Raw genomic sequence first — 19,135 nt, forward strand, 5'->3', positions numbered from 1 at the left:
CCATGCGCGCCCCTTGCATGCCGCCACCTTCTCCTCGCTCGCGGGAGGAAGCTGCCCTCTCCGGCCGCAGGGCACGCCGCCTCTCCCCGGTTTTTGGGGCGAGAGGGTTAGGGGCAAGCTTTGGCGCGAACCTGGCAAGCGGTAGCAGATGCAGGCGGTCCTTCTCAGGAAAGCGCGACTGCCTCGAATAGAGCCGTCAGGCCGAGGCCGCCGGCGATGCCGATCATGGCTAGACCAGTCGCACCGATCGCCTCCTTGTGGATCAGCTGGGTATATAGCCGGGTAACGAGGATCGCGCCTGATGCGCCGAAGGGATGGCCAAGCGCAATGGCACCGCCATTGCTGTTGACCGTGTCGGCAGGGATATCGAGCTGATCGAGCGATGCCAGAACCTGGGCGGCGAAGGCCTCGTTGAATTCGATGGCATGGATGCCGGAGAGCGAGAGCCCGGGCTGGCGCTGCAGCAGCTTTTTGGTCGAGGCGACGGGGCCGATGCCGAGCAGGTTGGGATCGACGCCGGCCGCGGCGCTGTCGATGAAGGCGAGGCCCTTGCCGATGCCGAGGCTTTTGGCCATCCGGCGGCTCATGACCAGCACCAGGCAGGCGCCGTCATTCAGCGGGCAGGCATTGCCTGCGGTCACCGAACCGTCTCGGAGAAAGACCGGCCGAAGATTTGCGAGCGCCTCGAGCGATGTGGAGGGGCGCGGGCATTCGTCGCGGTCGACCAGTCCGTGAGTGGTGGAGATGTCGACGATCTCTGGCTGAAAAAGGCCCTCCTCGGCGGCCGCGACGGCGAGGCGGTGGCTGCGGAGCGCGAATTCGTCCTGCCTCTGGCGCGTGATGGCGAATTGACGGGCGACGTTTTCGGCGGCAATGCCCATCTCGGGATCGCCGACCGCTTCAGGGGAAAACCGGGCGCGGCCGTAAAAGCGCGGCAGCGCCCCATTGGCTATCGGCCTTTCGACGCGCCAGGGCGCGGTGCTGACACTTTCGACGCCGCCGGCGAGATAGCAGGCGCCGGCTTTCGCCTGGATCAGGCGGGCGGCCATGATGATGGCTTCCAGGCCTGAACCGCATTGCCGGTCGATGGCCACACCGGGAACCGACACGGGCAGGCCGGCGGTGAGTGCCGCCAGCCGGCTGATATTGCCGCCGCCGCCAGCGGCATTGCCGACCAGCACATCGTCTATGGCCTCGGGCGCAACGCCCGTTTCGGCAACGATCCGGCGGATGATCGGCGCAAGCAAGCCTTCGGCTGCAACCGTCCCAAGCGAGCCGAAGGCCCGGCCGATCGGTGTGCGGTAAGCGGCAACCACGACCGGCTGCCAATCTTCGTCAGGCTGATAGGCGTAGGACAAGACCGTCTCCCGAAATGACCGCTGTTTCCACCTGGCCCCTGGAAATCTTGCCGCTGCTCGTCATCGGCCAGGAAGCAATATGGTAGAATTGCCTGGGGATTTTGAACCTGGCGAGCTGTCTTGCGCAATGGTCAGCCAGCATTTCCGCCTCGGGCGCATCTCCCGAGACGACCGCGACGATCCGCTGGCCATAATAGGCATCCGGCAGGCCGAAGACGACGGCATCTTCGATGCCTGGGCAGGCTTTCAGCGCGCTCTCGACTTCGGCGGGATAGACGTTGTTACCGCCCGATATCATCATGCCACCTGCCCGGCCGATCACCCGCAGCATGCCGTTTTCATCGAGTTCGCCGAGATCGCCGACCGTCGCTCCCGCCGGAGTGACCCGGAATGCCTGGCCGTCGTCGCCCCAGAGATAGCCGTCGGCGATCAGGTCGCTCCTGACGAAGATGGTTCCCGGCACATCGGTGCCGACGTCGCTTTCATCAGGGTCGCGAATGGAAATCTCTACGCCGGGATAGGCTTGGCCCACCCGGTCGATCGGAAAATCGACCGGGCCGCCGACGAGGGTCGAGACGGTCATGAAGCCGATCTCGGATGCGCCGTAATATTCGCGGATGCGCGCTTTCGGAAAAAGGCGGCGCATGGCTTCGACGCCGTTCATGTCCAATTTCGCGCCGGCGGTCAGGACGTCGCGCAGGGAGGTCAGAGCCGGTTCGGATGCCCAGGCTCTGGCAATGCCTGCTATATGGGTGGGCACGGCGACCAGCCGTTCGATCGCTTCGGCGGAGAGAATGCGCGCGACGGCAGCGGCATCCCATTTCCTCACCGATTGGAAAGTGCTGCCGGCATCGAAGGCTTCGACCATGGCGTAAAGTGCAAGGCCATGCGCCAAGGCGCCGGGGCACAGGGTGGACGGCGCGTCTCCGAGTTCGAAAACCATGCGCCCCCGGTCGAGGCTCCGGCGCCATTGCTCGCGCGAGCGATAATAGGCTTTCGGCTCGGCGGTGGTGCCCGAGGTAAAGCCGATCAGGAAGATGCCCTCGGCATCACCAGGCAGCTCGCCTTCCGTGTGGTCGAGATCGAAGGGTTCGGCTCCAGCGGTGATGACTAGTATGCCGAGCCTGCGTCCGATCTCGGCGCTTGGACCTCTATCGTCATCGACAACAAGCACGTCGGGCGCCAGCCGCTCGATGATGCGCTCGATTCTCTCAGGCGGCATCATCGGGTCGATCACCGCGCAGGCATTCGGCGCGGCGGTGGCGGCGATGAAATATTCGGCGAAGCCGATGTGGTTGCCGAGGCTCAGCGCCGCAAGCCTCTCGACGCCGGGCAGATCGAGCGTGCGGCGAGTCGAGCGCGGCAATTCCTGGAGGAAACGGTAAATCGCCTTGGCGCGCAAATGGAGTTCGCCGTAGCTCAGCGAGCAGCCGCCGATCGCCAGCGCCGGCTTATCCGGCCTTTCCGTTGCATGTCGAAGAAGCTCTGCATGGATCGGCATGGAAACCCGCTGGTTTGAAGATCGGCCGTCAGCCCAAGGCGGCCCTGGTGGCGTCGGGGATCGGCGTCGGGCGGCTGTCGGAGAGGCCGACGCAGACCCAGACGAACCCTGCCGAGGCGCAATGGGCGCCATCGCGCTGGCGAAAAAGCTCGATCGCAAAGGAGAGGCTCGTGCGCCCGATTTTCTCGACGGTCACCTTGGCTTCGACGACGTCGTCGACGTCGATGGGGTTGTGAAAAGTGATCTCCGCCTTCTTCACGTGATAGGCAACGCCCGAGGAGGTGTGGCGGAAGTGGCTGAGAATTTCCCGGTGCCGCAGGAACTCGACGACCGCATCCTCGCAATAGTCGAGGTAAACCGAGTTATGGACATGACCATAGATGTCGATGTCTCGCATCGAGACCCGGAAGGATGCTAAAGGCCTGTCGTCAACACTCATGCGGTCACCGAAAATTGGTGGGCTGTTCTAACCGCTGTTGTCTGGGGGATGCAATGCAATATCAGGCGGTGGTGCGAAAATTCGGCCCGGCTCAGGATGTCGTCGGGATCGAGCGGGCCGCATTGCCGGTGCTGCGCCGCGATCAGGTCCGGGTGCGGCACTTGGCGCGGTCGATCAATCCATCCGATATCATCACCATTTCAGGCGCCTATGCCGGACGCACGGCCCTGCCCTTCATCCCCGGCTTCGAAGCCTTCGGGGTGGTCGAGGCCTGCGGTGAAGACGTTTACGGGCTTACGCCCGGCACCCGTGTGCTGCCGGTGCGCAGCGCCGGCGGATGGCAGGAGTTCAAGGATACCGATCCCAGCTGGTGCCTTCGTGTTCCGGACACGCTCTCCGATTTCGAGGCGGCGACAAGCTACGTCAATCCGATGACGGCCTGGCTGATGCTGCACAAGAAGATCGGGTTGAGGCCGGGCATGCGTATCGCCGTCAATGCCGCCGCCTCTTCGATCGGATCGATCCTGATCGGCCTTGCCAATGCCGCAGGCGTGGAGCCGGTCGCGATCGTCCGCAGCGAGGAATCGCGCGCGCGCCTCAGCGGCCGCCTCGAGACCGTCATCGTCGACAGGGCGGACGGCGATCTGGCCGCCGGGCTTGCCGGCCGGCATGGGCTGGACGCAGCGCTCGATTGCGTCGGCGGCGCGCGCGCCTCAATCCTCGCTGCTGCGCTCAAACCAGGCGGGCATTTCGTCCATTACGGCCTGCTCTCGGGCCAAAGCATCCCGAATTCCTTCTGGGCCGCCCATCCCGGTATCACCTTCTCCTTTTTCCATCTCCGGGAATGGGTTCATTCCGAAGACATGGGCGAGGTCCAGCGCGCCTATTCCGAAGTGGCGGCGCAAATCGCTGCGAAGGTGATCGCGACCGAGGTGCGGGAGGTTTTTTCTCTTGAAAAGATCGGTGAGGCGCTGCGCGCCGCGCTTCCCTTCCGGGTTGGTGGCAAGGTGCTGCTCGCCTGACGGGCGCGCCCGCCTCGCCCTTCGAGGCCCCTGCGGGGCACCTCAGGATGAGACTCCCTTGAGCGTTGGCGGTGAGAAAAAGCCCGGGCGCAGCGGAAACCGCGCCCGGGCGAATGCTTACCAATCAGACGAGGTCGAAGCGGTCGGCGTTCATGACCTTGTTCCAGGCGGCGACGAAGTCCTTGACGAACTTCTCCTTGGCGTCGGCCTGACCGTAGACTTCGGCAAAGGCGCGAAGCTGCGAGTGCGAGCCGAAGATCAGGTCGACGCGGGTGCCGGTCCACTTGGCGGCGCCGGTCTTGCGGTCGCGGCCTTCATAGACGCCTTCCTGGCCGGCAGCGGGAACCCATTGGGTACCCATGTCGAGCAGGTTGACGAAGAAGTCGTTCGTCAGCGTCTCGGGACGGGCGGTGAAGACGCCGTGTTCCGGCTGGCCGGCCTTGAGCACGCGCAGGCCGCCGACGAGGACGGTCATCTCGGGTCCGGTTAGCGTAAGCAGCTGGGCGCGGTCGACGAGCGCTTCTTCCGGCTTCATGAACTGCAGGCGCTTGCCGTTCACATAGTTGCGGAAGCCGTCGATCCGCGGCTCGAGTGCTGCGAAGGAATGCGCGTCGGTCTGCGCCTCGGAGGCGTCCGCGCGACCCGGCGTAAACGGTACGCTGACGGACTGACCGCCGGCCGCAGCCGCCTTTTCGACGCCGGCTGCACCAGCAAGAACGATCAGGTCGGCGAGCGAGATCTTCTTGCCGCCGGTCTGGGCGGCGTTGAAGTCCTTCTGGAGGCTTTCGAGGACACCGAGCACCTTGGCGAGCTGGGCCGGCTGGTTGGCTTCCCAGTCCTTCTGCGGAGCAAGGCGGATGCGTGCGCCATTGGCGCCACCGCGCTTGTCGGAGCCGCGGAAGGTCGAGGCGGAGGCCCAGGCTGTGGAGACCAGTTCCTGCACGGAAAGGCCGGTCGCCAGAACCTTTTCCTTCAGCGCGGCGATGTCCTTGTCGTCGACGAGCGGATGATCGACGGCCGGGATCACATCCTGCCAGATCAGGTCTTCTGTCGGCACTTCGGGGCCGAGGTAACGCACCTTCGGTCCCATGTCGCGGTGGGTCAGCTTGAACCAGGCGCGGGCGAAGGCGTCGGCGAACTGATCGGGATTTTCGAGGAAGCGGCGCGAGATCTTCTCGTAGATCGGATCGAAACGCAGCGCCAGGTCGCTGGTCAGCATGGTCGGCAGGTGCTTCTTGCCGGCATCATAGGCATCCGGAATGGTAGCGTCAGCGTTCTTCGCCTGCCACTGGTGGGCGCCGGCCGGGCTCTTCGTCAGTTCCCATTCGAAAGCGAAAAGGTTTTCGAAGAAGTAATTGCTCCACTTGGTCGGCGTCTGCGACCAGGTGACTTCGAGGCCGGCCGTGATCGCGTCCTTGCCGACGCCGGTGCCGAACGAGCTCTTCCAGCCGAGGCCCTGATCCTCGATCGCGCCGCCTTCCGGCTCTGCGCCGATGAGGGACGGATCGCCGGCGCCATGCGTCTTGCCGAAGGTGTGGCCGCCTGCGATCAACGCCACGGTCTCTTCGTCGTTCATCGCCATGCGGGCAAAGGTTTCGCGGATGTCGCGCGCCGAAGCGATCGGATCGGGATTGCCGCCCGGGCCCTCCGGATTGACGTAGATGAGGCCCATCTGCACGGCGCCGAGCGGTTCTGCCAGCTGGCGTTCGCCGCTATAGCGCTCGTCCCCGAGCCAGGTTCCTTCAGGACCCCAGTAGAGCTCTTCCGGCTCCCAGACATCGGCGCGGCCGCCGGCAAAGCCGAAGGTCTTGAATCCCATGGATTCCAGGGCGACGTTGCCGGTGAGGATCAGAAGGTCGGCCCAGGAGATGCGGTTGCCGTATTTCTGCTTGATCGGCCACAGCAGGCGGCGGGCCTTGTCGAGATTGGCATTGTCAGGCCAGCTGTTCAGCGGCGCAAAACGCTGCTGGCCTTGACCGGCGCCGCCGCGGCCGTCGGTGATGCGGTAGGTGCCGGCGCTGTGCCAGGCCATGCGGATGAACAGGCCGCCGTAGTGACCGAAGTCGGCCGGCCACCAATCCTGCGAATCGGTCATCAGCGCGTGAAGATCCTGCTTCAGCGAGGCGAGATCGAGCTTCTTGAACTCCTCGGCATAGTCGAAGGCTTGGCCGAGCGGGTCGGCGCGGCCGGAGTTGTGGTGAAGAATCTGCACGTTCAGCTGGTTCGGCCACCAGTCGCGGTTCGACCGGCCGGCTGGAGCCTTGTGATGTGCAACAGGACATTTGCCTGTGCTGTCAGTGGGGTTGTCCATGATTGTCTCCTTCATTGCTTGATCTGTCTGCCGTTCAAACGTTGAGCCGAGTGGGCGCCCCGCTCTTCATTGCTGTCTTCATATCGGAACCATATGATAATTTTAAGTTGGATTTACTGATTGCTGCGATAAGCTGAGCTTATGAAAAACATGACTCTGAAACAGCTGCGTTATTTTGAAGCCCTGGCAAGGGATGGCCGCTTCCGGCGCGCTGCTGAAGCCTGCGCCATTTCCCAGCCGGCACTCTCAATGCAGATCAAAGAACTTGAGCAGGAGTTGGGCGGCGAGCTTTTCGAACGTAACGCGCGTGAAGTAAAGCTGACGGCCTTCGGCCAGACTTTCGCTCTCAAGGTCCGCGAGATCCTGCGGGGCGTGGACGAACTGGGGGAGTTGGCACGCGCCTCTCGCCACTCCTTCCTGGCGCGGCTGCGCATCGGCATCATACCGACCATCGCACCTTATTTGCTGCCGGTCATCATAAACGATCTGAACAAAACTTTCGCCGGAATTCAGATCGAGGTGCGCGAGACGCAGACGGCAAAGCTTGTTCAGGAGCTTACCCAAGGCCAGCTGGACACCGCAATCGTTGCCTTGCCGGTGTCGGAACCGTCACTGACCGAACTCGAGCTCTTCAAGGAAGAATTCGTGCTGGTGCGGCGGCCCGAAGACGAGGGCAAGCCGGTACCCGAACGCGAGGCGCTGCGCGAGATGCGGTTGCTGCTGCTCGAGGAGGGCCACTGCTTCCGCGATCAAGCCTTGTCGTTCTGCAAGATCGGCTCGGCCCGCCCACGCGAAGTCATGGAAGGCAGCTCGCTCTCCACCTTGGTCCAGATGGTCAGCGCCGGCATCGGCATCACTCTGATCCCGGAAATGGCCGTTCCCGTCGAAACGCGCTCAGCCCATGTGTCGATCTCACGTTTCCAGTCTCCGAGGCCCTCACGGACGATCGGCATGGTCTGGCGCAATTCGACCCCCATGGCCAAACAGCTGCTGCAGGTTTCCGAAGCGGTTCGCCGCTCGGCCGACATCATGCGCGAACGACAGCTCGCGCGGTGAGGGACATGATGATGTCCTGCTTCAGGACCGCCGCTTGAACGTATGCTCCGCGGCTGGAAATTTTCGCGATCGGACTTCGTCGGCATAGGCCGCGGCAGCCGCTGCAACCCTCTTGCCGAGTTCGTCGTAGCGTTTGACGAAACGCGGCGTGAAATCGTTGAAAAGCCCCAGAATATCGTCGGATACCAGAACCTGGCCGTCGCAGGCGGAAGACGCTCCGATGCCGATGGTCGGTATGTGGATGGCTGACGTCACCTCCCGGGCGAGCGGTTCCACCGTGCCTTCGACGACGACGGCAAAGGCACCCGAGCCGCCGATGGCATGCGCGTCGCGCCGGATCTTCGAAGTCTCGTGTTCGGAATGGCCGACGGAACGATAGCCTCCCGCGGTTTGGACCTGCTGCGGCATCAGGCCGATATGCCCCATGACCGGGATGCCCCGCTTCGTCAGAAAGGCGATGGTCTCGGCCATTTCCTCGCCGCCTTCCAGCTTGACGGCATCGCAGCCGGTTTCCTGCAGGATGCGCACCGCATTGCGGAAGGCCACCTCCTTCGATTCCTGATAACTGCCGAACGGCATGTCGACGACGACGCAGGCTTTGGCGACGCCGCGCATCACCGCCTTGCCGTGGGCAATCATCATGTCGAGCGTGACGCCTAGGGTGGTCTCCATGCCGTAGAGCACCATGCCGAGCAGATCCCCGACCAGCAACAAATCGCAATGCTCATCGAGCAGGCGCGCCATCGGCGTCGTATAGGCGGTGAGGCAGACGATCGGCTTGCCGCCCTTCATGGCTGAGATGCGGGTCGGCGTCAGGCGCTTTTGAGATCCGATGGCGCTCATTTCGTCACTCCCTTTCCCGGCTGGCCCTTCCCGCCGATCACCCCGGCAACCCGGTTGTTGCGGACGACTCGATTGTCGAGGAGCCGCGTCGAACCGAACCGAACGAAAAGCGCCACGACGACAGGCTCTTCGATCGAGCCGACCGGCTCAAGCGTCGAGGCGTCTCTGACGGCGACGACTTCGGGCTTTGCCAGAGGCTCGCGACCGAGAAAGGTCGTGAGCTTCGCTTCCAATTCCTTGGCGTTCGTCAAGCCGTCGGCAACCAGGCGCTCGGCCTCGTCGAGGGTCTGCGGGACGATTACCGCAGCACGCCGCTCCTCGGGGCTGAGATAGACATTGCGCGACGACAAGGCGAGGCCATCGCCGTCCCGGACGGTCGGCACCGATATCACCTGCACCGGCACCGCCAGATCATCCACCATGCGTTTGATGATGACGACCTGCTGGTAATCCTTCTCCCCGAAATAGGCGGTTTGCGGCTGCACGATATTGAAGAGCTTGGAGACGACGGTGGCGACGCCGGCGAAATGCCCTGGCCTGACCGCGCCTTCGAGTTCGCGGCCGAGATCGGGGACGTCGACCACGGTTTTCATCGGGCGCGCATACATGTCCGCGACGCCGGGAGCGAACAGGAAATTGACGCCGGCCTGCTTGAGCATGGCCGAATCGCGCTCCAGATCGCGCGGATATTTGCTGAGATCTTCGGCCGCGCCGAACTGCAGCGGATTGACGAAGATCGAGACGACGACGAGATCGTTCTCGGCCCGGGCGCGTGATACGAGCTCCATATGACCGGCATGGAGATAGCCCATCGTCGGCACCAGGCCGACGGTGCGACCCTGCCGCTTCAGCGCATCAAGCGTGTGGCGCAGCTCGTCAATGCTCGAGAAAACCCGCATATATCCTCCCCGCGGCCGGTCACTCATCTTGGGCGCGGATATGAAGTGTAATCCATGCTGGAGGTCAATGCATATTCCGCGATAAAAACGATTAGATGCAATGGCCGGCCGATAGGGCCGGCCTATATCCGCCCGGAAATGGCAGCTTGCAGCGGGGCTGGCAATATGCGAGCGGCAACGCTATTGCCCCTGTCCGTCAAGATACCATCACAGTCGGTCGCTATGGAGAATGCATGGAACCCTGGAAGATCAGCCGCGGGCCGATTGCGGCAACCGAGCTCGACATCGAGAAGGCAAACGCGATCAACACGCTGTTGATCCGGCCGGTGGGCGTGCTTCCGGCGAAGGCCGGAGATCCGATCCTCCCCTTTGCCGTCGGCCTCTTCAATGAATTGCGCCCGCTCCTGAAGCCCGACGCGGGCGTGACGACGTTGAGACGCGCGACGGCCGCCTATGTCCATTGCCGGCGCTACTATTTCGCCAGCGCCCAGCCCGATTCCATGCGCCATGGCGTGGACGGCGAGCCCGTCGAGCCGCTGTCGTCGGAAGACCGGCTGGTCGCGCAGAAACGTTTCCTCAGCCTCAAGCAGAATATCGGCAAGGCCGAGGCGCCCGAGCAGCCTGCACCGGTTCCCCCTCCCCTGTTGAGCAAGAACGAACAGATCCGCGCGGCCCTTCTCAATAGGAAGAGTTCGTCAGCCAGAGCGGGATGAGGCTAAATCGCGTCGTCGTCCATCTGCAATGAAGGAATAGTAACCTGCTGTTGTATTTCGCAGGGATAAATATCTGCGATACAACTCCAGCCGGCAAATCCTTCGTGCCTGCCTCAAGTATATTTTGCTTTACATACCATTAATGCAATTGCGCTAAATTTAGCATCAGCCAGAAACTTCCTCCGGACTTGCTAGAACGATGCGTCTCCAGATTGCAGCTTCCCTCTTCGCATTGGCCGCAGTCCAGCCCGGCGCGGCCGCCGATCTTTCCGCCTATAAACGGCCGTTGACCGTGCCCTTCGAGGGCGTAACGGCCTATTCCCCTCAACTGGCGACGCTCGGTAAGATGCTGTTCTTCGATCCCAGGCTTTCCGGCAATAAGAATATGACCTGCGCCAGCTGTCATAACCCGTCCTTCGGCTTCGAGACGCCTGTGAAGACGCCGATCGGCGCGGCCAATACCGCGCTCGGGCGCCAGGCACCGACGGTTCTGAACGTTGCCTGGGTCTCGCCCTTCTTCTGGGACGGCCGCGCGCCGAACCTGGAGCAGCAGGCGGCAGGCCCGATCACCGCTGCCGCCGAAATGAACGGCAAGCTCGACGACGCCGTCACAGAAATGCAGGATATACCCGACTACAAAAACTGGTTCGGCGAGGTCTTCCCGGACAAGGGCATCAGCAAGGAAACGCTGCTGACGGCGATCGCCACCTATGAGCGGACGGTGGTTTCCAACTGGTCGCCCTTCGACCGCTGGGTTGATGGTGACGAGAAGGCGGTTTCTGACAGCGCCAAACGCGGCTTCGAGCTGTTCACCGGCACGGCCGGCTGTTCCGCCTGCCATTCGGGCTGGAATTTCACCGACAACAAGTTCCATGACATCGGTCTGCCGAGCGACGATATCGGCCGCTACAAGATCGATCCGAGCAGCCCTGGCAATAAATATGCCTTCAAGACGCCCGGCCTGCGCAACACGCTCTATCGTGGTCCCTATATGCATGACGGCAGCCTGAAGAGTATGGACGAGGTGATCTCCCATTATGAAAGCGGCGGCGTCAGCCGCCCGTCGCTCGATCCCGACATGTCGGCCTTTCTGCTGACGGATCAGGAGCGCAGCGATCTGATCGCCTTTCTCGGAACCTTGACCGCCGAGAAGCAGGACATCCCCCTTCCGACGCTGCCGAACTGAGGTGCAGACGATGACACTCTCCATACGCATGCAGATTCTCGTGCCCATGGTGGCGACCATCGTCGTCGGTTTCGGCAGCGCATTCCTGATCGGCTACCAGTCGGTCACCGGCCAGACCCGGGTCGCCGCGGTGGTGCAGGAGGCGGTGAACGCCAAGCTGGCCTCCGCCCATATCGAACAGCAGTTCAGGCAGGCGACATCGGTCGTCGACCGGGTGCTGTCGATGACCAATTTTGTCTCTGCGGCCGAGGTCAAGACCGAATTCGACGAGAGCAACGGCGCGCTGACGCAATCGCTCGACGAGCTCGGCGGCATCGATCTTGCAGCGTCCTTGACCGAGGGCGTGCGCTCGCTGCGCCAGGCGCATGATGTCTGGGAAAAAGACGTCAAGGTCAGCCTCGGCCTGCAGCCGGCCGACGACGTGCCGACCACCGAGAAGCTGGCGCGCTCGCAGCAGGCGATCCTGACCGGCATTGCCGCCGTCAACACCATCGTCGATAAGATCGCCACCGAGAGCGTCGCCGAAGCCGGTAGCGCGCTCGAGACGAAAATCGAAATCGAATTGGCCCTGGCGGGCCTCGCCGCCATTATCGGCCTCGGCATTCTGATCGCCATAGCCCGGCATGTGTCGCGCCCGATCCAGCGCATTACCCACTCCATGCAGGCGCTCGCGGGCGGCGAGACCGACAAGGCAATCCCCTATGCCGGGCGCCGCGACGAGATCGGCCTGATGGCCGGATCGGTGGAAGTCTTCCGTCAGAATGCCATCGCCCGCACGCGGCTCGAAAGCGAGGCCGAGGAGAACCGGCGGCTGGCGGAAGCAAACCGGCTGGTCGATCAGGAGCAGGCCGAACGCAGCGCGGCCGAGCGGCTGACGATTGCCACATCAGGGCTGGCGGCCGGGCTGAAGCGGCTCGCGGCGGGCGATCTCGCCTTCAAGCTCTCGGAGCGGTTCGCACCGGAATTCGAACCGCTGAGGCATGATTTCAACGCTTCCGTCGAGCAGCTCGGCGGCACGCTGCTTTCCGTCTCCGAAAGCGTGTCGATCATCAATTCCGGCACCCGCGAGATCAGCAACGGCTCCAACGAACTCTCCGGCCGCACCGAACGGCAGGCGGCGACGCTGGAACAGACCGCTGCGGCGCTGAATGCCGTCACCGCCAAAGTCACGGAAGCCTTCGAGATTGCCGAAGAGGCTCGCAACGTCGCCGACGACGCCAATCGCAGCGCCCTGGCATCGGGCAAGGTGGTGGCTCAGACGGTCGACGCCATGGGCCAGATCGAGGAATCCTCCAGACAGATCAACAACATCATCGCCGTCATCGACCAGATCGCCTTCCAGACCAACCTGCTGGCGCTGAATGCCGGCGTCGAGGCTGCCCGCGCCGGCGAGGCCGGCAAGGGTTTTGCCGTGGTCGCCCAGGAAGTGCGCGAACTGGCGCAGCGCTCGGCCCAGGCCGCCAAGGAGATCAAGGAGCTGATCGGGCGGGCATCCGCCAAGGTCGCCGGCGGCGTCGAGCTGGTCAACCAGACCGGCGCAGCGCTTGGCGACATCGGCCGCTTCATCGTCGATATCAACCAGCGCATGGAAACGCTGGCAGCCTCGGCGCGCGAACAGGCCACCAGCCTGTCGGAAGTCAATTCGGCCATGCACCAGCTCGACCAGGTGACCCAGCAGAACGCCGCGATGGTGGAGGAAACCACCGCCGCCAGCGTCACGCTCGCCGGCGAGGCCGAGCGCCTGCGCGAACTGGTCACCCAGTTCGAACTGGGCAGAGCCGAGCCCGGCTCGCGGCCCTATCGCGACGCTGCCTGAACGAGATCTGTGCCGACCTCCGGCCTATGCGCCGGCCCGTCTGAAAACCGGTCCTTTGTCCGCAATAGCGCGATCAGCATCGGGCCAAGCGCGAATTCGCTGCGATGGGCGCGCTGGGTGAGGTCCCTGAGGTAACCGCCGGCGGAGTTGATGTGCCCTGCCCTCTGCAGGATGCAGGCCATGACGGTGGCGGCGGTCTCCGGTCCCATCACCGAGGCTGCTTCCTCATAGGCCGAAGGGCTGACGCCCAGCATCGAGCGCACGACGACCGCCGCCATCATCAGATCCCGCCAGCTGGCGATCATGCCGCCCGGCCCATAGTCGACGATATCAGGGCAGGCCTGGAGGACCATGCCAAGCGGGAAGGATTTCAATTTCCGGGCATTCGTCCGGACACTGGCCCGCGATCCCTCCCCGTCCTTGCCGGCCATTCCCGGTTCGCGCCTTTCCAGCTCAGGCCTCGGCTCGGGATCCCGGTTCCCCTCCAGCCCGGTTTCCAAGCCCGGTTCAGATTCAGATGTGGATTCGGGATTCGAATTCTGTATGTGGTGCTCAATCTGGGATTCATTGGTGCCCGCTGGCTGAACTTTCTCCTGTAAATCCAATGCGTTGATGATGCCGAGGCGGATCGTCTCGAGTTCTTCGAGGATCGGCGGGAGATTTTCGAGCGTTGCCGCCTTCGGGATGCGCTGCAGCAGTGCATGAAGCATCGAAGTGACATGCTCCCAGTCGCCGGGGATCGCTTCCTCGATGGCTGCGGAAACGAGCTTGACGATGTCGCGCCGGCAGATGGTCAGCCGCTCCTTCATCCCCCGCAGCATCTGCCGGTCGGCGGCAATGCGTGCGGCGATCGCTTCGATCTCGGCGGCGCGGGCAAGCAGCGGCGCCAGGCTGAAGCCGTAGGCCTCGCCGATGCCGCCTTCCCTGTTCCGCCTGATATAGCGCTTGCCGTTCGGACTGTCCTTGCGGGAAATGAGGCCGGCCTCGACGAGGACCGCTAGGTGCCGGCGCAACGTGGCGGCGGCCATGCCGCGGGCTCTCAGCGAAAGCTGCGCGTTCGAGGGAAAGACCACCAGCCCGCGTTCGCTGGAGAGTTCGTCCTCCGGATAAAAGCTCAGCAGTGCATCGAGCACCGTCAGCGCCCGGTCGGTCACGTCGAGCCCTGCCCGGGCTTCGCAGACCGATCGGAACAGCTTCCATTTGTTGCGTGTGGTGCCGGCCGCGATTGCTTCACCGCGCCGCTGTTTCAGCAGCATGGCAAGCGACATCGGCCGCCGCCCGAAGGGCGTCGTTACAGCTTCACTCTCCATTTCCTTCACCTCTCATCAGGCAAAAGAAATCCGCTCACCGAAACGATGCGAGGATAAGAGTGCTGGAGCGCCTTTTACGCGTCTGAAAAGACACGAGCAGCGCTGCAGGACTCTTGACTGGGATTCGTGAAAATGCGATTCTCTGTCTTGCTTAAGGATAGGAGAAGGGCTTCCACGACTCAGGTCGTTTGGGGGCCTTTTTCTTTTGCGGTTTCAGCTCCTTATTTGCTCTCCTCGGCGAGGAATTGCTCATAGAGCGCATCCAGCCTGCTGGAGAGAAATTCCCCGAAGCGGCCGGCATTCTTCGCTTTCATCGAAAGCGAGAACGCCTTGCCGTCATTCTTCATTTCCGCCTGGACGGCTTTGTCCCGCGGCTGCCATTTGACTTTCCCTGCCGCGGCCTGCGTCTTCCGCACCGGCCGGGCGCTCTTGTTCAGCGCCGCATAGAGCGCTTCGAAACGTTTGTCGGACGGCAGCCGAGGAAACTCGTCCTCGTCCATGACCTTGGCGATATCTGCCGCATTGGAGGCCTTGCCGGCGAGCAGCGAAAGCTCCACCCAGCGTTCACGGCCGATGCCGGGTGCGGGGCCGATCGCCCGGACGACCTCCGGCGAGATGCGGTCCATCACCGAAATCATCTTCGAGATCGACGCGGCATTGGCGGCAAGGGCGGTCGCGATGACCTCCCTGTCGTAACCAAGTTCTTCCAGCCGCCCGGCGAAGAGCGCCCGCTCGATGAAGGTGAGATCGGCCCGGGCCGAATTCTCCTGGCCCTGGGCAATGACATGGGTGCGGTCGTCGATCGACTTGACGACGGCCCTCACATTGCGGCCGAGCTCGCGGGCGGCGCGCAGCCGCCGGTGACCGAAGACCACCTGATAGCGGCCGTCGATCTTGGCGTGGGGTCGCACCAGAATGGGTGTGTCCTGTCCGCGTGCACGGATCGCTTCGACCAGCGCGCGGAATTCCTCGTCATCCTCCGTCAGGCGGTCCTTGACGAAGGAGGCCTCGACGACATCGGGATTGAGGTCGACCACCGCTTCGCCTTCCAGGAATTTCTCGGCCTGTTTGGCAAGCTCATCCAGCGAGCGGACGAGCGAGCGGCCTGCCCCGCGCATCGGATAGTTCGGCGCGCCTGCATTCTCGTCGGGCATGTCGGCCAGCCCTTCCAGGAGATTCTTTCGTGCCATCGCTTCCTCCGATGTCGGTCAATCAATTGATTCAGCTTGATGAAACCGTGAATTTGTCAGCCGACAAATTCACCGTCCCCATGCCTGATGAATAAGCTCTGCGATCTCCGCGTTGACGGCGTCCATCGCCTCCAGCGCCCGGTCATAGGTTCCCCGGTTCATCGACGAACGCTCGACCTCGTAGAGTGTCTGCTTGGTGATTCCGGCATCGGAGATCGCCGTCGATTTGACCATCTGGTTTCTCAGCATGAACTCATGGAACATGGTCGACATGAAGCCGACCATCTGCGCCTGCGGCACGTCTGTTGGTTCGTAGCGGGTAATGAGATAGCGATACCAGGAGAGGTTCACTTCGGCCCCGGCCGCGCGGATCGGCTTCAGGATGCCGCCGAGCATCAGCAGGAACTGACCCATCGACATGACGTCGAGCATCTGTGGATGGATGGTGATCAGCACGCTGGTCGCCGCCGTCAGCGCCGTCAGCGTCAGGTAGCCGAGTTGCGGCGGGCAATCGATGACGACGACATCGTAGCGGTCGTCGACCTCGGCGAGCGCCCGCGATATACGGGTGAAGAAGGTCTTGCCGTCATTGGTCGATTTGTCGGCCATGGCAAGCGGCGTATCGTATTCATATTCCTGCAGGTCGAGATTGGCCGGCACGATATCGAGGCCGGGAAAATTCGTCTTATGGATGATTTCCGAGAGCGGCTTCTTATCGCCGTCGTAGCGGATCGCTTCATAAAGGGACGAGGCCTGGTCGAATTCCGGTTGGAAGCCGTGCAGCGATGACAGCGATGCCTGCGGATCGAGATCGACGGCAAGCACGCGGTGGCCGGTCAGCGCCAGATGCTGGGCAAGATGGGCCGCCGTCGTCGTCTTGCCGGAGCCGCCCTTGAAATTGACGACCGCAATGACCTGCAGCTTCTCGTGGCCGCGGCGATGCGGGACATACATGCGGCTCTCGGACCGGCCGTGGGCATCGAGATAGCGCCTCAGCTCCAGCATCTGCTCGGCGGTATAGGAGCGGCGCCCGGAGGGCGATGTCTGCGGGCAGGGGCCCTTGCCTTCGAGATGCAGTTTCTTCAGCGTGCTTTGCGAGGCGCCGACGTAATTGGCGACCTCCGCCAGCGAGAAGTTACGCAACGTCTTCTTCGCATTCGGCGGAAAGCGCTGCACGCTGAGCAGATGGAGCTTCTTTGAAATCACGTCGCCTTGTTCGAGGATCATATCCTCGAAATGCAACGGCGCCTTGTTCAAGGCGGTCAAATTAGCGTTCATCGGCAGCAATCTTTCGGATAACGATTTTCGGGATCAGAAGCCCTTCTAACCGTTATTATCCGCGATTCTCCGATGCCGGCCAAGAATTTTAAGGTTAACGCGTATTAACCTTTTCAGCGCTGGTTCAGGCACTTGGCCGGTGTCTTAAAGCGCTAGGAGCTTTCGGGGCCGGGGGCGCGGAAGACGCGCCCCCCGGCCGCCGCCCGGCCGAAGGGGAGGGGGCATTCGGCGGGCTTACTCAAGCGGGGCTTCGCCTGACGTGATCCGCTGCTCGTCGGCGGCAAACAGGTGAACGGAATCATGGATCGGCGCGATCTTCAGAACGTCGCCGGGGGCGGCCCTGATCCGCTCCCGAAAGACGCAGGTTAGTGTCTGTGTGCCCAGCCGGACGATGACGAGCGTTTCCGAACCTGTGGGCTCTACCACCACTGTCGTCACCTCGATGCCGCCGGGGTCGAGCCTGATATGCTCGGGGCGAATGCCATAGGTCACGGCATCGCGCGGACGGCGCTCGCTCGGCAGCAGCAGGCCGTCGGCGGTTTTGAACCCGTCGTCTCCCATGCTGCCATGGATGAAATTCATTGCCGGCGAGCCGATGAAACCGGCGACGAACAGGTTGTTCGGCCGGTCGTAGAGTTCCAGCGGCGAGCCCGACTGCTCGATCAGACCATCCTTCATGACGACGATCTTGTCGGCCATGGTCATGGCTTCGATCTGGTCGTGGGTGACGTAGATGGTCGTCGTCTGCAGCCGTTGGTGCAGTTCCTTGATCTCCGAGCGCATCTGCACCCGGAGCTTGGCGTCGAGGTTTGACAGAGGCTCGTCGAACAGGAAGACGGCCGGATCGCGCACGATCGCCCGGCCCATGGCGACGCGCTGCCGCTGGCCGCCCGACAATTGCTTCGGGTACCTCTCGAGAAGGGTCTCGAGACCGAGGATCTTGGCGGCATTGCCGACCCGCTGGTCGATCTCCATCCTCGGCATGCGTTTCAACCGCAGGGAAAAGCCCATATTCTTAGCGACGGTCATGTGCGGGTAGAGCGCATAGTTCTGGAAGACCATGGCGATGTCGCGATCCTTCGGCGCAAGCTCGTTGACGATATGCTTGCCGATCTGGATCTTTCCCGAGGTGATGCCCTCCAGGCCGGCGATCATCCTGAGAAGGGTGGATTTCCCGCAGCCCGATGGGCCGACGAGGACGACGAACTCGCCGTCGCCGATATCGACCGACACGCCTTTGATGGCTTTGAATGCGCCGTAATCCTTGCGCGCATTGTTGACCGAAACATGAGCCATAACAGTCCTCCCGAAATCGCCGTCAAAGTCCGCTCAGGACCGTTTTGAGATAATCGAGGCCGAGACGCTCGCCCTCCTTGCGTGCAGCGAGATCCTTGCCGGGCCAGCCATAGGCGGCGTCCTCGTGCTCGATCGACAGCGTGCCGTCAAAGCCCGATGCGCGCGCCTGGCGCAGCAGCCGCGGCCAATCGATGAGGCCTTGCCCCGGCAGTTTGTATTGCCACCAGCCTTTGCCGTGGTAGCCGATGGCTTGCAGGGCCTCCGGATCTATTGCCGTGTCCTTGGCGTGCAGGATGGCGATGCGATCCTTAACCGCCTCCATCGCCCGATAGGGATCGATGCCGATGCGGATGAGGTGCGAGGGATCGAATTCCAGGCCGAAACGGCGATCCTCGATGCGGCGGAAAAGCTCCTGCCATCCCCGCGGCGTCGTTCCGATAAAATTGTCTCTGGGCCCCGGCCAGTTTTCGATCGCGAAGGTGAGGCCGCTTGATCGAGTCTCTGCGATCAGCCCGTTCGCGAAGTCGGCGAAGTCGTCATAATTGGCGCCTTCGCCGGCGCTGTCGTCGCGGCCCGGGAAGATCACGAAGATCGGAACGCCGGCCCCGCCGATCGCCTTGGCAAACTCGGCGGTTCTTGCCCGAAGCTGCCGGCGTTTGTCGCGGTCGGCATCCAGCTGATTGCCGAAACAGGTGACCGACGAGACGAAGAGGCCGCGGCTGCGGGCGAGCGCGACGGCGGCCTCCACCTGGTCGGGCGTTTTGATATGGCCGCCGATATCGATTTCGATGGCGTCGAAACCCGCCGAGGCGGCGAAGTCCACCACTTCCTCAAGCGGGCGGTCATTGAATGTCGAGGTGTAAAAGCCGATCTGCACCAAATCCTCCCATCTTCACCAAAATCCCTGGGGCCATGAC

At 62.9% G+C, this 19,135-nt stretch carries 16 protein-coding genes; 5 read left to right on the forward strand and 11 right to left on the reverse strand.

The genetic code is table 11. The annotated features are described in order from the left end of the window. Nucleotides 1–164: 164 nt before the first annotated feature. Genes ACS4RS_RS29740 through ACS4RS_RS29750 form a run of 3 tightly spaced genes read right to left on the reverse strand, consistent with a single transcriptional unit; the run spans nt 165 to nt 3,298 of the window. Entirely contained in the window at nt 165–1,358 is a 1,194-nt protein-coding gene (locus ACS4RS_RS29740; RefSeq protein WP_439012552.1) for an acetyl-CoA C-acyltransferase, read from the reverse strand. Then, nucleotides 1,336–2,859 (reverse strand): AMP-binding protein, encoded by a 1,524-nt coding sequence (locus ACS4RS_RS29745; RefSeq protein WP_439012553.1) that lies wholly within the window; start codon nt 2,857–2,859, stop codon nt 1,336–1,338. Before ACS4RS_RS29745 ends, ACS4RS_RS29740 begins: the two co-directional genes overlap by 23 nt. A 28-nt stretch (nt 2,860–2,887) precedes the next feature. Beyond that, a complete protein-coding gene (locus ACS4RS_RS29750; protein WP_097624256.1) occupies nt 2,888–3,298 on the reverse strand; it encodes an acyl-CoA thioesterase in 411 nt (136 codons plus the stop codon). A gap of 53 nt (nt 3,299–3,351) precedes the next feature. Between ACS4RS_RS29750 and ACS4RS_RS29755 the strand changes: the two genes are divergently transcribed. Then, nucleotides 3,352–4,320 carry a zinc-dependent alcohol dehydrogenase family protein gene (locus ACS4RS_RS29755; protein WP_439012554.1) on the forward strand — a complete coding sequence of 323 codons (969 nt, stop codon included), beginning with the start codon at nt 3,352–3,354 and terminating at the stop codon, nt 4,318–4,320. A gap of 124 nt (nt 4,321–4,444) precedes the next feature. On the opposite strand, the gene katG is transcribed toward ACS4RS_RS29755, so the two are convergent. After that, nucleotides 4,445–6,631 (reverse strand): catalase/peroxidase HPI, encoded by a 2,187-nt coding sequence (katG, locus tag ACS4RS_RS29760; protein WP_439012555.1) that lies wholly within the window; start codon nt 6,629–6,631, stop codon nt 4,445–4,447. Between the two features lie 141 nt (nt 6,632–6,772). Between katG and ACS4RS_RS29765 the strand changes: the two genes are divergently transcribed. After that, entirely contained in the window at nt 6,773–7,687 is a 915-nt protein-coding gene (locus ACS4RS_RS29765) for a LysR substrate-binding domain-containing protein (RefSeq protein ID WP_439012556.1), read from the forward strand. 21 nt (nt 7,688–7,708) lie between these two features. Here the strand turns inward: ACS4RS_RS29765 and panB are convergent, their stop codons facing one another. Together panB and panC are read right to left on the reverse strand one after the other, a co-directional pair. Then, the gene (panB, locus tag ACS4RS_RS29770) at nt 7,709–8,530 is read right to left on the reverse strand and encodes a 3-methyl-2-oxobutanoate hydroxymethyltransferase (RefSeq protein WP_449314129.1); all 822 of its coding nucleotides are present in this window, start codon (nt 8,528–8,530) and stop codon (nt 7,709–7,711) included. Beyond that, a complete protein-coding gene (gene panC / locus ACS4RS_RS29775) occupies nt 8,527–9,429 on the reverse strand; it encodes a pantoate--beta-alanine ligase (RefSeq protein WP_449314130.1) in 903 nt (300 codons plus the stop codon). Before panC ends, panB begins: the two co-directional genes overlap by 4 nt. 233 nt (nt 9,430–9,662) lie before the next feature. Here panC and ACS4RS_RS29780 point away from each other — a divergent pair, with 233 nt between their 5' ends. The 3 genes from ACS4RS_RS29780 to ACS4RS_RS29790 all read left to right on the forward strand — a co-directional run bounded on the left by ACS4RS_RS29780 (nt 9,663) and on the right by ACS4RS_RS29790 (nt 13,144). After that, entirely contained in the window at nt 9,663–10,142 is a 480-nt protein-coding gene (locus ACS4RS_RS29780; protein ID WP_439012558.1) for a ProQ/FINO family protein, read from the forward strand. Between the two features lie 199 nt (nt 10,143–10,341). Further along, nucleotides 10,342–11,328: a cytochrome c peroxidase gene (locus ACS4RS_RS29785; RefSeq protein WP_439012559.1), complete on the forward strand. Its 987-nt coding sequence runs from the start codon at nt 10,342–10,344 to the stop codon at nt 11,326–11,328. Nucleotides 11,329–11,338: 10 nt separating this feature from the next. Continuing rightward, nucleotides 11,339–13,144 (forward strand): methyl-accepting chemotaxis protein, encoded by a 1,806-nt coding sequence (locus ACS4RS_RS29790; protein WP_439012560.1) that lies wholly within the window; start codon nt 11,339–11,341, stop codon nt 13,142–13,144. Here the strand turns inward: ACS4RS_RS29790 and repC are convergent. The 5 genes from repC to ACS4RS_RS29815 form a co-directional block, all read right to left on the reverse strand. Then, a complete protein-coding gene (gene repC / locus ACS4RS_RS29795) occupies nt 13,126–14,454 on the reverse strand; it encodes a plasmid replication protein RepC (protein WP_439012561.1) in 1,329 nt (442 codons plus the stop codon). The genes ACS4RS_RS29790 and repC overlap by 19 nt on opposite strands. A 221-nt stretch (nt 14,455–14,675) precedes the next feature. Then, nucleotides 14,676–15,644 carry a plasmid partitioning protein RepB gene (gene repB, locus ACS4RS_RS29800; RefSeq protein WP_439012562.1) on the reverse strand — a complete coding sequence of 323 codons (969 nt, stop codon included), beginning with the start codon at nt 15,642–15,644 and terminating at the stop codon, nt 14,676–14,678. 69 nt (nt 15,645–15,713) lie between these two features. Then, complete coding sequence (gene repA / locus ACS4RS_RS29805; RefSeq protein WP_439012563.1) at nt 15,714–16,922, reverse strand: plasmid partitioning protein RepA; 1,209 nt, start codon at nt 16,920–16,922, stop codon at nt 15,714–15,716. Nucleotides 16,923–17,156: 234 nt separating this feature from the next. Next, nucleotides 17,157–18,218: a sn-glycerol-3-phosphate ABC transporter ATP-binding protein UgpC gene (locus ACS4RS_RS29810; RefSeq protein WP_439012564.1), complete on the reverse strand. Its 1,062-nt coding sequence runs from the start codon at nt 18,216–18,218 to the stop codon at nt 17,157–17,159. Nucleotides 18,219–18,240: 22 nt separating this feature from the next. Then, entirely contained in the window at nt 18,241–19,095 is an 855-nt protein-coding gene (locus ACS4RS_RS29815) for a TIM barrel protein (protein WP_439012565.1), read from the reverse strand. Nucleotides 19,096–19,135 lie beyond the last annotated feature (40 nt).

Origin of the sequence: Rhizobium sp. F40D2, assembly GCF_051810745.2 — a bacterium.
Lineage (GTDB): Bacteria > Pseudomonadota > Alphaproteobacteria > Rhizobiales > Rhizobiaceae > Rhizobium.